The 13604-nt window shown below is 34.4% G+C and carries 17 protein-coding genes; 8 read left to right on the forward strand and 9 right to left on the reverse strand.

What is annotated here, in order from left to right; genetic code table 11:
• Window positions 1-116: 116 nt before the first annotated feature.
• Entirely contained in the window at window positions 117-536 is a 420-nt protein-coding gene (locus OZP07_RS12870; protein WP_281635393.1) for a winged helix-turn-helix transcriptional regulator, read from the reverse strand.
• A gap of 101 nt (window positions 537-637) precedes the next feature.
• On the opposite strand from OZP07_RS12870, the gene OZP07_RS12875 reads away from it, so the two are divergent.
• From OZP07_RS12875 to OZP07_RS12900, 6 genes are all read left to right on the forward strand, one after another.
• Entirely contained in the window at window positions 638-1435 is a 798-nt protein-coding gene (locus OZP07_RS12875) for an SDR family NAD(P)-dependent oxidoreductase (RefSeq protein WP_281635394.1), read from the forward strand.
• A 23-nt stretch (window positions 1436-1458) separates the two neighbouring features.
• The gene (locus OZP07_RS12880) at window positions 1459-2019 is read left to right on the forward strand and encodes an NAD(P)H-dependent oxidoreductase (RefSeq protein ID WP_281635395.1); all 561 of its coding nucleotides are present in this window, start codon (window positions 1459-1461) and stop codon (window positions 2017-2019) included.
• 7 nt (window positions 2020-2026) lie between these two features.
• Window positions 2027-2950, forward strand: coding sequence for an alpha/beta fold hydrolase (locus OZP07_RS12885; RefSeq protein ID WP_281635396.1), 924 nt, complete (start codon window positions 2027-2029; stop codon window positions 2948-2950).
• 29 nt (window positions 2951-2979) lie between these two features.
• Window positions 2980-3984 carry an NADP-dependent oxidoreductase gene (locus tag OZP07_RS12890; protein WP_281635397.1) on the forward strand — a complete coding sequence of 335 codons (1005 nt, stop codon included), beginning with the start codon at window positions 2980-2982 and terminating at the stop codon, window positions 3982-3984.
• Between the two features lie 126 nt (window positions 3985-4110).
• Entirely contained in the window at window positions 4111-5148 is a 1038-nt protein-coding gene (locus tag OZP07_RS12895; RefSeq protein WP_281635398.1) for an SDR family NAD(P)-dependent oxidoreductase, read from the forward strand.
• A 56-nt stretch (window positions 5149-5204) separates the two neighbouring features.
• Complete coding sequence (locus OZP07_RS12900) at window positions 5205-6026, forward strand: helix-turn-helix domain-containing protein (protein WP_194640321.1); 822 nt, start codon at window positions 5205-5207, stop codon at window positions 6024-6026.
• Between the two features lie 40 nt (window positions 6027-6066).
• On the opposite strand, the gene OZP07_RS12905 is transcribed toward OZP07_RS12900, so the two are convergent.
• From OZP07_RS12905 to OZP07_RS12940, 8 genes are all read right to left on the reverse strand, one after another.
• Window positions 6067-6807: a DUF5131 family protein gene (locus tag OZP07_RS12905; RefSeq protein ID WP_194640320.1), complete on the reverse strand. Its 741-nt coding sequence runs from the start codon at window positions 6805-6807 to the stop codon at window positions 6067-6069.
• 19 nt (window positions 6808-6826) lie between these two features.
• Window positions 6827-7177, reverse strand: a complete 351-nt coding sequence (locus OZP07_RS12910) for an MmcQ/YjbR family DNA-binding protein (RefSeq protein WP_194640319.1) — start codon at window positions 7175-7177, stop codon at window positions 6827-6829.
• Between the two features lie 36 nt (window positions 7178-7213).
• Window positions 7214-7582 (reverse strand): MmcQ/YjbR family DNA-binding protein, encoded by a 369-nt coding sequence (locus tag OZP07_RS12915; RefSeq protein WP_281635399.1) that lies wholly within the window; start codon window positions 7580-7582, stop codon window positions 7214-7216.
• 18 nt (window positions 7583-7600) lie between these two features.
• Entirely contained in the window at window positions 7601-8059 is a 459-nt protein-coding gene (locus OZP07_RS12920) for a nuclear transport factor 2 family protein (RefSeq protein WP_281635400.1), read from the reverse strand.
• A 55-nt stretch (window positions 8060-8114) separates the two neighbouring features.
• Complete coding sequence (locus OZP07_RS12925; RefSeq protein WP_281635401.1) at window positions 8115-9011, reverse strand: helix-turn-helix domain-containing protein; 897 nt, start codon at window positions 9009-9011, stop codon at window positions 8115-8117.
• 8 nt (window positions 9012-9019) lie between these two features.
• The gene (locus tag OZP07_RS12930; RefSeq protein ID WP_281635402.1) at window positions 9020-9877 is read right to left on the reverse strand and encodes an SDR family oxidoreductase; all 858 of its coding nucleotides are present in this window, start codon (window positions 9875-9877) and stop codon (window positions 9020-9022) included.
• Window positions 9878-9895: 18 nt separating this feature from the next.
• Window positions 9896-11002 carry an alkene reductase gene (locus tag OZP07_RS12935; protein WP_281635403.1) on the reverse strand — a complete coding sequence of 369 codons (1107 nt, stop codon included), beginning with the start codon at window positions 11000-11002 and terminating at the stop codon, window positions 9896-9898.
• Between the two features lie 449 nt (window positions 11003-11451).
• The gene (locus OZP07_RS12940) at window positions 11452-12345 is read right to left on the reverse strand and encodes an SDR family oxidoreductase (RefSeq protein ID WP_281635404.1); all 894 of its coding nucleotides are present in this window, start codon (window positions 12343-12345) and stop codon (window positions 11452-11454) included.
• A gap of 178 nt (window positions 12346-12523) precedes the next feature.
• Between OZP07_RS12940 and OZP07_RS12945 the strand changes: the two genes are divergently transcribed.
• Together OZP07_RS12945 and OZP07_RS12950 are read left to right on the forward strand one after the other, a co-directional pair.
• Window positions 12524-12856: a winged helix-turn-helix transcriptional regulator gene (locus OZP07_RS12945; protein ID WP_281225625.1), complete on the forward strand. Its 333-nt coding sequence runs from the start codon at window positions 12524-12526 to the stop codon at window positions 12854-12856.
• Between the two features lie 298 nt (window positions 12857-13154).
• The gene (locus tag OZP07_RS12950; RefSeq protein ID WP_281635405.1) at window positions 13155-13565 is read left to right on the forward strand and encodes a YybH family protein; all 411 of its coding nucleotides are present in this window, start codon (window positions 13155-13157) and stop codon (window positions 13563-13565) included.
• The last annotated feature ends 39 nt before the right edge of the window (window positions 13566-13604 follow it).

Below are 13604 nucleotides of genomic sequence, written 5' to 3' on the forward strand. Positions count from 1 at the left end.
AAACCTTGAGCCAAATAAAAAAACAAGCCCTCAGGTAAACATCCCTTTTTAGACTAAAAATCGAAACCGCTGACAATTGCCAACGGTTTTTTCACACCCGAATATCCTTTCCTTTTTTAGGCGCTTATTTGCTTCTTTAATAGATTTGCGGTTGCTTTTATAAATTCTTCTTTCCCTTTTTTGGCTTCATTTATCAGTACTTTAATATCAGCTGGAATCTCAAAATATTTATCAGCCCACAAATGCATTTCTACAATAATGGGCAATAAATCGATTGCTTTTTGGGTGAGTTTATATAAAACTTTTGCCTTACTTTCTGGGTGTTCTAATTTTTCGATAAGTTTATTTTCTTCTAAATTTTGAAGTCTTGATGCTAAAATATTTGTAGCAATTTTTTCTTCCGATTTCAAAAACTCGCCATAAGTTGATTTTTGACGAAACATCATATCTCTAATAATCAGCAGCGACCACTTGTCTCCAAAGACATCTAACGTACAGCTAATAGGACAATCCGATCTTTTTTTTACTTCTTTCATAAAATTATTTTTAAAAAACACTTGCATATTGAAAGTAATTTATATATTTGCACTTGCAATATGCAAGCAAAAATATGAATTAATTTTTAAATACGATTAAAATGAAACAAAATATTTTAGTAACAGGAGCCTCATCAGGTTTTGGTTTGTTAATCGCAAACAAGCTGAGTCAAAATGGCTACAATGTAATTGGTACCAGCAGAAATCCTGAAAAGTACGGAGCAACAGTACCATTCAAAATGATAGCTTTAGATTTGGATTCGGAGCAGTCAATTAGTTCTTTTTCAGAAAGACTATTTAAAGAAATACCAAAATTGGATATTTTGATTAACAATGCAGGCTTTTTAGTAGCAGGTATTGCTGAAGAAATTCCTATTGAATTAGGCAGACAGCAATTGGAAACTAACTTTTGGGGAACTATTAAAGTAACCAATACCATATTGCCTCAATTTAGAAAACAAAAATTTGGTAAAATTATTACCGTTGGGTCTATTGTTGGACTTGTGGCATTTCCAAATGTGGCCTATTATGCAGCATCCAAACACGCATTAGAAGGATATTTTAAAGCATTACGATATGAATTGAACGAATTCAATATTGACGTAGCAATGATTGAGCCTGCTGCATTCAAAACAAGTATTATGGATAACTCATCTTCTCCTATAAATAAAATAGCCGATTACAATTCATTAAGACTAAAAATTGAAAAATTCACCAATGAACTTGTAAAAAGTGCAGAAGACCCCAAAATTGTAGCAGAAAAAGTACTGAAAGTAGTGCAAACTGATAAGCCAAAATTTAGAAATATTGTAGGCAAAGGCACTTCTGTACTCATTAATTTACAGCATTTTGCCTATGGTATTTTAGAAAAAAACGTACTAAAACAATTAAATAAATAATCTATTAAACAATTAAAAATATCATGAAACACCTTATCATTTATTCGCACCTCAACCCTGCCAGTTTTACCAAAGCCATTGTAGATGTAGTGGCACAAAAAGCCACAGCCCAAGGCGAAGAAGTAAGAATTATCGACTTATATAGCGACAAGTTTAATCCTGTTTTAGAGATGCCCGATATTGAATTTATGTTTATGGGCAAAGAAATTCCCAATGATGTAGCCCATTATCAAGAAATGATAACTTGGGCAGACCATTTGACCATTGTGTACCCAATGTGGTGGGCGCAAATGCCTGCTATGTTAAAAGGATTTATTGACAGGGTATTTTCGCATGGATTTGCGTTTCAAATTACTGAAAATGGGCCTGTTGGTTTATTGAAAGGAAAAACCGCACAGGTGTATATGAATACCAATCATCCGAGTGAATATTATGCCGAAACCCTGATGCACAAAGCCCAATTAAGAGTTATTGAGCAAGGTGTTTTTGAATTTTGTGGCATTCAAACCGAAACTACTTTTTTTGGAAATGTTATTAGCGGAACGGATGAATTAAGAAAAAGTTATTTAGAAAGTATTAAATAAAAGCTTTATGCATAAATATTTAACAAGCATTGCCCTCATAATAGGATTTTTCGGTACCTTAATAGCTCAAAATATTCCAGTAATCAAAAACGATAGTATGACTTTTCAAAACGTAAAAACAGAATCTGTAAACGTAGATGGAACTCTATTTTATTATAGAAAACTTGGCACGAGTACTGATGGAATTCCAATCATATTCTTAAATCACTTAGGTGCTACTTTAGATAACTGCGATCCAAGAATTATGGACGGTATAGCCACAAAATATCAAATAATTCCATTTGATAATCGAGGTATTGGTGCCACCAAAGGTACAACTCCGAAAACTATTGCCGAAATGGCAAAAGATGCTGTTAGCTTCATAAAAGCTTTAGGATATGAAAAAGTGGATCTGATGGGCTTTTCAATGGGTGCATTTGTGGCTCAGGAAATTGTTCTTCAACAGCCTCAACTGGTTCGCAAAATGATTATGACCGGTACAGGCCCTGCAGGCGGGATTGGAATTGATAAAATTAAACCAATTACTTATAAGGATATGCTAAAAGGCTATTTAACCTTTAGAGACCCTAAATTTTATTTGTTTTTTAATCAAAATCCAAATGGAAAAGTAGCAGCTAAAGCCTTTTTGAACCGCATAAAAGAGCGTACAGAAAACCGTGATAAAAAAATCAGATTGGGTTCGTTTGGTAATCAGCTTACAGCCATAAAGGCTTGGGGAGAACAAAAGCCACAAGATTTATCAGTAATAAAGCAGCCAGTATTAATTGCTAACGGTGATAATGACAAAATGGTACCAAGCAGCAATACGTATGACTTAGCAAAACGTATTTCGAATTCTGAATTGATTGTTTATAAAGATGCAGGTCACGGAGGTATATTTCAGTATTACGAAGAATTTGTAAAAAGTGCATTAACCTTTTTAAATAAATAAATTTCCAATAACAATTTAAAAACAACAAAATGAAAGCATTCATAGTAAAAAAATACAGCAAAAAAGAAAAATTGCAACTGACTCAAGTGGCTGACCCCAATATAACCGAAAATCAAGTATTAGTTCAAATTCATAGTGCCGGTGTAAATTTATTGGATTCACTTATTAGAAATGGCGATTTCAAACTATTTTTGCCTTACAAAGCTCCTTTTATAAACGGACACGATATGGCGGGCGTTATCACCAAAGTAGGAGCAAAAGTTTCAAAATTTAAAGTCGGCGACGAAGTATATTCCAGAGTTGGCGACCACAGAATAGGGACATTTGCAGAACAGATTGCCGTAAACGAAGGCGATTTGGCATTAAAACCCAAAAATATTTCAATGGAAGAAGCAGCTTCTATTCCATTGGTTGGATTGACAGTTTGGCAAGCTCTAGTTGAAATTGCCAATTTGAAAAAAGGGCAAAAGGTGTTCATTCAAGCGGGTTCCGGAGGCGTGGGTACTTTTGCCATTCAGTTAGCCAAACATTTGGGGGCATTTGTAGCCACAACAACCAGTTCGGCAAATACAGCTTTGGTAAAAAGCCTAGGTGCCGATTTGGTTATTGACTACAAAACACAAGATTTCGCAACTATCTTAAAAGATTACGATGTGGTATTGCATAGCAATAGAGAAGCAAAAATTCTTGAAAATTCGTTAAAAATTTTAAAACCAGGAGGTACACTTGTTTCTTTGACTGGTCCGCCTACTCCGGAATTTGCAAAAGAAATTGGGTTAGCCTGGCCTTTTAGAATACTGATGGGACTATTGAGTAGATCGGTAAGAGGAAAAGCAAAAAAGTTAGGTGTTAATTTTAACTTTTTGTTTATGAGAGCTGAAGGAAGCCAATTACAACAAATTACCCAATTAATAGAATCAGGTATTATAAAACCAGTTATAGATAGGACGTTCCCATTTGAGCAAACCAACGATGCTATGACTTATGTAGAATCAGGACGTGCCAAAGGTAAAGTTGTCATTAAAATCAAATAATCAGAACAAACAAAATCAATAAAAAAAATGACCTTTTAAACAAAGTAATTCGGACTTTTGAACAAAACGCACTGGCGATACGCATTCTATCTTTGTCTCAATAAAAATTTAAAATGAATTTAAAAAATGGGACAAAAAAATCACAGCGGAGTCTTGCAAAAACCGATAGGCTCTGGCTTCAACGCAACATCAACAACAAAAGATGTTATCAAGGGAATTGACCTTACAGGAAAAACCGCTATCATTACAGGTGGTGATGGAGGTTATGGTTTAGAAATCACCAAAGCGTTAACATCGGCTGGAGCTACGGTTATCATTCCGTCTAGAAATGTAGAAAAATCAAAAGAAATTGTAAATGGAATTGCCAATGTAGAAGTAGAAGCATTAGACTTGGCAGACTCTGCTTCTATCAAGGCTTTTGCAGAGAAATTTTTAGCCTCTGGCAGATCATTGCATTTGCTTATTAACAATGCGGGCATTATGTGGACGCCACTACATCGTGATTCCAAAGGTAACGAAGGACAGTTTTCTACCAATCATTTAGGTCATTTTCAACTAACGGCCAAACTTTGGGATGCATTAAAAAAAGCAAATGGAGCAAGAGTGGTTAATGTTTCGTCATCATCACATCATTTCTCACCAATTCTTTTTGATGACATAAACTTTAACCAAAGAGAGTACGATAAATTTGTGGCTTATGGACAATCTAAAACTGCAAATATTCTTTTTGCCGTAGAATTAGACAAAAGAGGACAGCAATTTGGCGTTCGGGCTTATGCTCTGAATCCTGGTTTGAGCTTGGAAACTAATTTGGGTAAGCATATGACATTTGAAGATTTTGTTACTTTAGGTATATTACATCCTGATGGTACTCCGAACAAAGAGGCAGAAGCATCAATGGATAAAATAAAAAAGACTAAAGAACAGGGAGCTGCAACAGCGGTTTGGGCTGCAACGAGTCCTCAGCTTCAAAACATCGGAGGAGTGTATTTGGAAGATGTTGAAATTGCCCAATATGATGCGACTAATTATGACAGCATTGCAGCAGCCTATAAAAATCCTGCGGGATTTCCTGGTACAGCACCGTTTGCATTGGATGCAGAATCAGCTCAAAAACTTTGGACACTGAGTGAAGAATTAACGCAGATAAAATTTGACATTTAATTAATTGAAAAAAATAAGGTTCACGTCGTTGAGCCTTATTTTTTTACCTTTGTATTATGGCAACAAAACAAATCAATAAAAACGCTGAAATTGTTTTCAGCTGCAGCGGATCTACTCGAAACAATACCGAAATGATTGCGGAGGAACATTGCGTTGTTCGGGTGCTGTCGGGCGAATTAAAAGTTATTCAGTTAAATAAAACCTATGTTTTTGGGTTGGGCGAAACGCTTCTTTTCCCAAGAAATCAACTATCTACATTAATAAAATCCGATAAAGACGGCCTGCCTTACAGAGCCATTGTGGTAAAACTGACACAGGATGTTTTAAGGGCATTTTACGAACAAAAAAAATTGCAAGCCACTCTGGTTTCTAAAACCGATTACATCATTCCGTTGTCCCAAAGTCCTTTGCTTGACAGTTTTTTTGCTTCGATCTTGCCGTATTTCGACCTAAACTACAAATTGCCGCAAGAGCTTTCCCAATTGAAAATTCAGGAAGCGATTACCGTTTTGCGCTCCATAAACAAAGATATCGACAACATTTTATCTGACTTTTCAGAACCTCATAAAATCAACCTTGTCGAATTTATGGAACGTAATTATATGTTCAATATGCCAATAGAAAAATTTGGTTACCTGACTGGGCGAAGTTTGACCACTTTTAAACGTGACTTTAAAAAGGCTTTCAATACAACACCACAAAAGTGGATTACCCAAAAGCGACTGGAACTAGCCCGTTTTCAAATAACTGAAAAAAAGAGAAAACCTATTGATGTTTTTTATGAAGTGGGTTTTGAAAACTTATCCCATTTCTCATTTGCTTTCAAAAAACAATTCGGTAAAAGCCCTACGGAGTTTTTAAATAGCAATCTGCGATAATCAGTTAAAATCAGTTTAATTTGTCTGCCAATCTCAATGATTAAACACTTAAATTGGATTCTGAATTGAAGTTTAATTTTGCTTTTCGAGCTTGAGAAGATTGAAGTTTTCTTGGTATTTTATAGCTTTTACTTTCTTTTACAAACAAGGTACCTGTTTGTTTAAAAATGAAAGAAACATTATTTTCCACACAGGCATTTCTAATTTCGATTATCCAATTATAATTGCAAACACGAGCATTATCCCCAGATTCGCCCCCCACAACAACTTGTTCTATCCAATCGCCTTTTAAATGCTGTGAGAGATCGATAGTTCCTAAAAGAGGTTCACAAATGATTCCCTTTTTTGCGAAGGGTAATTTTTTAAATGTTGGGAGCCGTAGTTCTGCCTGTTTTTGGTTTTCAACAGAACAATAAAGCTTTACGTTGTCATAACCAGAACCCCAATCATTTGGAAGGCATTGTTGTACTCGGTCTATCCGTTTTGTTGCCATTGAAAAAGTGAGGTCTTGGCGAAGTTTTATCATTTTCCAAGCTTCATCACGCCAATCGTCTGCTTCTTCTATAAAAAAATCAGAAGTAAAGCAAGTCCACACGTGTTCGCCAGAAGGTATTTTGTAGCTTTTGTCCCTTTTTCTTTTTAAAGGTAAATCAAAATTTCGGGTCTTGTACACATTTTTACTGTCGATACCGTATAAGGCATCTCTCCGAAAAACGTAGCAATTTTTACATCCTTCAGTGATTTTAATGCATCCGTGCCATAAATTCCAGATAACCGACATAATTTATTATTCTCTAATTTTATTTATTTCCCTTTGCCCCGCCTTTTGCAACTAATTGATACGATTTTTCAACTAAATCCTTTATAATTTCGTCAGGAACATTGCCTTCAAGACTAACATTAATCCAGTGTTTCCAACTTAAATTGAATGGTTTTTCAAAACCTTCCTGTTCTCTGAGTTCTTCAATAGTTTCAGGATTACATTTTATAGTGCAATAATCGAATCTATCAATGTCAAAAAAACAAAACATTTTCTTTCCTGCATAAAACACTAAGATAGCTCGTGAATTCTTAAAAAAACCTTGAAAAGGCATTCCGTCGTGCGTATCAGGAAAGGATAAACAGTATGCTCTAAATGTTTCTATATCCATTATTATTATTTGGCTTTTACTACATTAATCTAAAATCTAATTTAAGCTTTCTTTTTGCTTTTTTGATAGACCATCAATTATAAGGTTATGTGATTTTTGTACCAACTCTTTAATTTTCGCATACGGAACATCTTTGTTAAAATATACTGAAATCCAATGTTTGTGATTCATATGATAGCCGGGGCGGATGCTGTCGTATTGAATGCGTAATTCTTCAATTAAATCGGGTTCTGATTTTAGAACGCAGAAGTCAAAAACCTCAATATTTACAAGGCAAAACCATTTATCACCAATAGAAAAGACAAGTAAATTACGATCGTATTGACTTGTTGCTTTTCCAAATGGCATTTTTTCAGTCACATCATTTAGAGATAGACAATATTTTCTAAAATCCTCAACATTCATATCTTATTGCTTTTAGAATTATACCACTTCTTTGATAGCATTAAAATCCATATCCATTGGGCGAATAAATGACCAGGTAGAATGTATAACACTCCAACTATCTCCTTCTTTTTGATATATTTCAATGCAATTATAGTGCATGTCAATAAGTGATGTATCTGCATGCAATTGAAATGTCAATATTGCGATGTCCTGTCCGAATTGAACTCGCGGATTGGTGAAGTCGTAGCTCTTTGCGTAAAGTTTTCCATCTACTACTGACGTAACAAATTTTGAAATCTCTTCGTGCGTATCTATACGGTGATCAAAGACGCCATCGAAATAGGAGAAATTTGTCTTCGACCAAAGATCTCTGTAGCCAGAGCTGTCTCCATTGAACCATTTGTCAAGAGCAGTCATTTCTAAATCGATAATTTGTTTGGCGAGTTGTTGTTGTTCGTCACTATACTTCCAAAGTGTGTTCTCACTTGTTTTCATTTTGTCTTTTTTAAATTTATAACTTCAGATTGTTGCTGATGACAGCTCAACTTTTTTAATTCAAAAACTGCTCTCTATATTGGGTGGGAGTTTGTCCTACTTCTTTTTTAAACAACCTCGAAAAATAAGGTGCATTTTCAAAACCCAATTGATAGGCTGTTTCTGCAACTGTGTTGTTGGTACTCATTAGTAAATTTTTAGCTTCCATTATTAAGGCCATATGAATGTGTTCTAAAGCTGTTTTGCCTGTTTCTTGTTTTAGCAAGTCACTTAAATATCTAGGGGATAAGTTTAATTGTTCCGCAATATATTTTACAGTTGGCAAACCATTTTCTTGAAAACTTACATTTTCAAAATAAGTAGTCAAAATATCCGTGAATTTTGAAATTGTCGTACCTGAAAGTATTATCCTATTTAAAAACTGACGTTTATAAAACCGCTGCGAATATTTCAAAATAGAATCAATGTGGGTAATCATTATATCTCTACTAAAATCATCCTGATTATTGTAATATTCCGATTTTATTTTATTGAACAAGTCCCAAATAATTTCCTCCTCTTTTGGTGATAAATGCAGGGCTTCGTTTACTTCGTAATCAAAATATCCGTATTTTTTTATTTCGGAATAAAGATTAGAATTGAATAAAAAATCCTCGTGAATATATAGCAAAAATCCTTTTTCAGCATTCTTTAAATTAGCCATTTTTATTTTCTGATGAGGCTTTACAAATGCCATTGAGCCATTGTCGTGGTCATATTTAGTTTTGCCATAAGAAAGTGTACCTGTTTCAAATTTATTATATGAAATGCCATAAAATGCCATTGTAAACTCTTTTTCTACAAAGGGGCAATCTTCGGCTTGTTCAAAAGTTAATACCCCCAATAACGGATTTTCTGGAGGCGAGAATCCGTTAGCTTTAAATAATTCACTTATGGTTTTATAATGTGTCATAGATTTTATTATTTTTTTGCAAATTTCGCTACCGTTATTGTTGGCTTGCCCAATTCGTCCCAAGTTTTTTGAGCTTCAAAAATTTCTTTGTTGCTGTTCATTACCGATATTAATGGCACAACATACCGTAAAGGCTTTATAAACAAAGATAAAAATTTAGCCATCCCGATTGGTAATTTTGCAATCGTTAATTTTTCTTTGGTATGGTTTTCTACAAAAATTTTGGCTGCTTCTGTTGTAGTTAAAGGTTCCAAGCCTTGTACAGCATATTCTCTATTCAATGATTTTTCAGTTTTAAAAGCATTTGCTACTTGTTTACCAAAGTCTTCGGCATCAATCCACCACGATTTTTCATTTGATTTTCCGATGATGTTTACCTTATTTCCATCTCTCATTCCGCCATTAAAATTTTGCATAAAATTTGCAGGATAAAATATGGTAAATGGAATACCCGCATTTTTAATTTTTTGAACCGCTTGTTTTTTGGCATTCATCACCCACCAATCGCCTTTGTAGTTTCTTGCCAAAAACGAGGATAAAAATCCAACTCGTTTTACATTCGATGATTTTAAGGCTTCAATGATATTATCCACGCCACCTGCTTCAGGATTAAATCCGTTTTCGGTATCGTTAGGGCCTGAAGATATACTGATGTAAACTGCATCTGCATCTTTTATTGCTTTGGAAATGTTCGATACGTTTTTTAGGTCGCCTTGCACAAAATGTACACCCGATGGAAAAATATGTTTTTCTTTTTCAATGTTTCTCACAAAAGCTGTTACTTCAAAGCCTGCTTTTATCAATTCTTTGGTTACAGGAGTACCTATCATTCCTGTTGCTCCAATTACTGTTATTTTCTTAATCATTATTTAATTTTTTAAAATTTAGATGGAGTTAGAAACTTCAGTCATTTTCGGATAATCAGTATACCCCTTTTCTCCGGAAGTATAAAAAGTGTTTGAGTCAGGTGCATTAAGTACAGCATCGGCCTTAAAACGTTCAACTAAATCAGGATTCGCAATAAAGGGAACTCCAAACGCTGCTAAATCTGCATCGCCAGATGCTATAACTTTATTGGCAGTTTCTTTTGTATAGCGAACATTTGTGATGATAGTACCTTTGTAAAATCCACGGAAATGTTTTGCTACGTTTTGAATAGCTAAACTCACACTAGATACATCTGTAAAAGGCTCTGTAAGATGGATGTATGCTAAATTATAGTCATTTAATCGGTTTGCAATATAGGTATACAAAGCAATAGTCTCATCATCAGCTTCAATGCCCATAATTCCGTGAACTGAAGGGTTAAAACGTATTCCTGCTTTTGATAGATCAATTACGGTTTTTAATTCGTCTAGTATTTCAAAAATTATACGAGTTCTGTTTTCTATAGAACCTCCATATTCATCTGTCCTGTGATTTGAGTTTTTATGTAAAAATTGCTGTAACAAAAAACCATTGGCACTGTGTATTTCAACACCATCAAATCCTGCCTCAAAAGCATTGATTGCTGCTTGTTTGAAATCATTTATGGTTCTTTTTATATCGGCAATGGTCATTGCCTGTGCTTCTACCGTATCCTTAAACCCCTCAAAAGTAAATACCTGTTGGTTGGGATTAACAGCCGATGGTCCAAGTGGTTTGTTCCCGTTTTGCAAATCGGGATGGGAAATAGCTCCTGTATGCCATAATTGGGCAAAAATACTTCCTCCTTCTTGGTGTACGGCTTGGGTTGTTAATTTCCAACCTTCTATTTGCTCTTTTGAATAAATGGCAGGTACATTAATATAACCAACAGCTTCAGGACTGATGAAAGTTCCTTCTGTAATGATTAATCCTGCCGATGCTCGCTGTCTGTAATATTCTGCGATGAGTTCTGTGGCAGCGTTACCTTCATTATCAGCTCTAGAGCGGGTCATAGGTGCCATTACGATACGATTTCTTAATTGTAACCCATTTAAATTGTATGGTTCGAAAATTGTCTTGCTCATTATTTTATTTTTTATGATTATTTATTGTTGCAAAACTACTATCGAAGTTATTCTGGCTAGTTATACAAAAGTGGGAAGGTGTGATACGTTTTTACGGAGGTTTTGTAGGATGATGATTTTGGTCGCGAAGTTTGTAATGTTAACGCTAACACCCAAAATATTATGCACGGCTCAAAAACTTTAAATTAATTAGCTGGCAGAATAAGACCTATACAAATTACAATGCTATGTAAAAAGGCTGACTTTACCTTGTTCCAGGATTTCGAAACAAGTTGCTTACATTTATTTCAGGCATAAAGTGATCAAGAATAAATATCCACCCCTACAATTAAAAAGGTGGTCTTGATTTTACAATCCAATAGAATTGAAAAAATCAAAATCACCTTTGCTATCAAGTTAAAATTTGCATTAACTTTAATTGTTACCTCAATAAAAGTTAATACCTTTTTTCAGGAAAAATACGCTTTATTCTCATTTGCCCATTGCGCCAAAGGTGTCATTTGCACAGGTAGTTTTTCTAAAACCTCATTCATCTTTGGATTGAATTTTGGAGGAAACTCTGTTGCGTTTTGAAGGCTTTCATAGTACGAAGTTACTCCTGCTGCACCTGCTTCACCAACAAATGGTTTTAATATATCACCAAATTCTTTGGCAGGTTGCGTATAATAAACAACGTTTTTACCCAAACCTTTAGAAAATTGTTCAGCCAAATCATTCCCTTTTAAATTTTCTAAACCACTTATTTGGAATGTATCCGCTTTTAGTTTGTCATTGTAAATTGCTTCGACAACAAAAGCACTTACATCTCTGGAAGCTATCCAACCAATAGGCATAATCTCTGGAGTAGGATAAGCGAGCTTCATTTCGTTTTTTATAAAAGGTGCACAAAAAGGTCCCATCATATTTTCCATATAAATAGTAGGTTCAATTATCACATACTCCAATCCGCTATTTTTTAGATACTCTTTTATGTCCAACTTTACATCTTCGCCAGGGATTCCTATTTTTTGCGGAGCTAACCAACCACTTGTGTTCCAAACGATTTTCTTTACACTATTTATCTTAGCTGCATCAATCACATTTTTGGCATATTCCAAGCCATCAAATGGATTGGGCAAAGAAACAGGAATCATAAAAGCTATCGCATCTATGCTTTTGGTAATTTCCAACATTTTATTGGCATCACTCATATTAGCCAAAATAGGTTTTGCACCTGCTTGACTTAATTTTTCAAAACTTGCAGCAGAACTTGTTGCTGCAAATACTTCTGCTCCTTTTTTGATCCCTTCAGATATTACATTGAATTGTTGTGAGCCTGAAGCTCCAAATACTAAGATTTTCATTTTTTTACGTTTTTATGTTATTAAATTGTTTTTGATTAGTCATTACATCCTAATCTATTTGCTTGTTTCTAATTGTTTTTTAAAATTACTTGCACAAAAGTATTGTGTTACTTACTTTTGTACAAGTAATTACCTAAAAGTAAAGTACCTACTATACAGTTAGAATAATTGAATATCAATGGAAAAAAAATCTAAAATAATTTTACCTTGTGATGAAAAGTGTCCTGTGAGAGCCTCTTTAACACTTCTTAGCGGCAAATGGACTTTGTTGATATTGTTTCAAATCAACAAAAAAGTGATGCGATATGGCGAACTAAAAAGGGCTATACCCGGTATTAGCGAAAAAATGCTGATACAAGAATTGAATATGCTTGTTGAAAATAAACTAGTCAGCAAAAAAGCCTATCCCGAAATTCCACCAAAAGTTGAGTATACTTTAACTGAATTGGGGTTAAAAACTTTGCCAATTGCAGATAAATTGGCTGAATTCGGTTTAGAGAATTTAGTCTGATTATATCAGTTGGATTTCTTAAGAATCCTAACAGTAATTAAAAATTGGTCTTCAAAAACACAGTAAAAACAAGAGATTTTGTTACTGTGTTTATTTTTTTATAAAAAAATGAACATTGTTCAAAAATAAAACATATCTTTATAAAAGAAAATAACAGTTATGAGCGTAGCAGACAGAAAAGCTCGAGAAAAAGAAACCTTAAGAGCATTGATATTAAAAGGAGCCAAAAAACTTTTTATAGAAAAAGGAATTGAGCAAACTACTATCTTTACATAACATTAATAAAAAAAACAAAAATATGAATAAAGCATTAAATCAAGAACTTGTTGCCATAGAAGCGACGGCTGTTACATATTTAACAGCATTTACACGAGGCGATGTTGCAGTTGTATTGTCAGCATTCGCTGATGATGGCGTACTAATAGCACCAAATTTGCCAGCAGCAGTAGGCAAGACAGAACTTGCAAAGATTTATCCGCTTGTTCTCGAAGCGGTCGATTTTAATATGAACTATATGATTAGAGAAGTTGAACAAATTAGTGCAGACTGGGGCTTTGTCCGTAGTTCTACCGAAGGCAAGGAGACCAACAAGCAAACGGGCACGGTAACTCATACAGCTTATAACGAGCTATTTTTGCTACGTAAGTCGCTATCTGGAGTATGGCAAATTGCAAGATACGCCACATCCATGGTTAGTTCTAATTCCTAAATAAAAGCTCTTGTTAAGACCAAGTAGTTTTATTTTAAA

This window comes from Flavobacterium marginilacus (assembly GCF_026870155.1).
GTDB lineage: Bacteria > Bacteroidota > Bacteroidia > Flavobacteriales > Flavobacteriaceae > Flavobacterium > Flavobacterium marginilacus.

Excerpts from the sequence above, each read along its gene's own strand:
- OZP07_RS12915 (WP_281635399.1), bottom strand. The coding sequence starts at position 7,582 with ATGAATGTTGAGGATTTTAGAAAATATTGTCTATCTCTAAATGATGTG.
- OZP07_RS12920 (WP_281635400.1), bottom strand. The coding sequence starts at position 8,059 with ATGAAAACAAGTGAGAACACACTTTGGAAGTATAGTGACGAACAACAA.
- OZP07_RS12930 (WP_281635402.1), bottom strand. The coding sequence starts at position 9,877 with ATGATTAAGAAAATAACAGTAATTGGAGCAACAGGAATGATAGGTACT.
- OZP07_RS12905 (WP_194640320.1), bottom strand. The coding sequence starts at position 6,807 with ATGTCGGTTATCTGGAATTTATGGCACGGATGCATTAAAATCACTGAA.
- OZP07_RS12910 (WP_194640319.1), bottom strand. The coding sequence starts at position 7,177 with ATGGATATAGAAACATTTAGAGCATACTGTTTATCCTTTCCTGATACG.
- OZP07_RS12940 (WP_281635404.1), bottom strand. The coding sequence starts at position 12,345 with ATGAAAATCTTAGTATTTGGAGCTTCAGGCTCACAACAATTCAATGTA.
- OZP07_RS12870 (WP_281635393.1), bottom strand. The coding sequence starts at position 536 with ATGAAAGAAGTAAAAAAAAGATCGGATTGTCCTATTAGCTGTACGTTA.
- OZP07_RS12890 (WP_281635397.1), top strand. The coding sequence starts at position 2,980 with ATGAAAGCATTCATAGTAAAAAAATACAGCAAAAAAGAAAAATTGCAA.
- OZP07_RS12885 (WP_281635396.1), top strand. The coding sequence starts at position 2,027 with ATGCATAAATATTTAACAAGCATTGCCCTCATAATAGGATTTTTCGGT.
- OZP07_RS12945 (WP_281225625.1), top strand. The coding sequence starts at position 12,524 with ATGGAAAAAAAATCTAAAATAATTTTACCTTGTGATGAAAAGTGTCCT.
- OZP07_RS12875 (WP_281635394.1), top strand. The coding sequence starts at position 638 with ATGAAACAAAATATTTTAGTAACAGGAGCCTCATCAGGTTTTGGTTTG.
- OZP07_RS12900 (WP_194640321.1), top strand. The coding sequence starts at position 5,205 with ATGGCAACAAAACAAATCAATAAAAACGCTGAAATTGTTTTCAGCTGC.
- OZP07_RS12895 (WP_281635398.1), top strand. The coding sequence starts at position 4,111 with ATGGGACAAAAAAATCACAGCGGAGTCTTGCAAAAACCGATAGGCTCT.
- OZP07_RS12950 (WP_281635405.1), top strand. The coding sequence starts at position 13,155 with ATGAATAAAGCATTAAATCAAGAACTTGTTGCCATAGAAGCGACGGCT.
- OZP07_RS12935 (WP_281635403.1), bottom strand. The coding sequence starts at position 11,002 with ATGAGCAAGACAATTTTCGAACCATACAATTTAAATGGGTTACAATTA.
- OZP07_RS12925 (WP_281635401.1), bottom strand. The coding sequence starts at position 9,011 with ATGACACATTATAAAACCATAAGTGAATTATTTAAAGCTAACGGATTC.
- OZP07_RS12880 (WP_281635395.1), top strand. The coding sequence starts at position 1,459 with ATGAAACACCTTATCATTTATTCGCACCTCAACCCTGCCAGTTTTACC.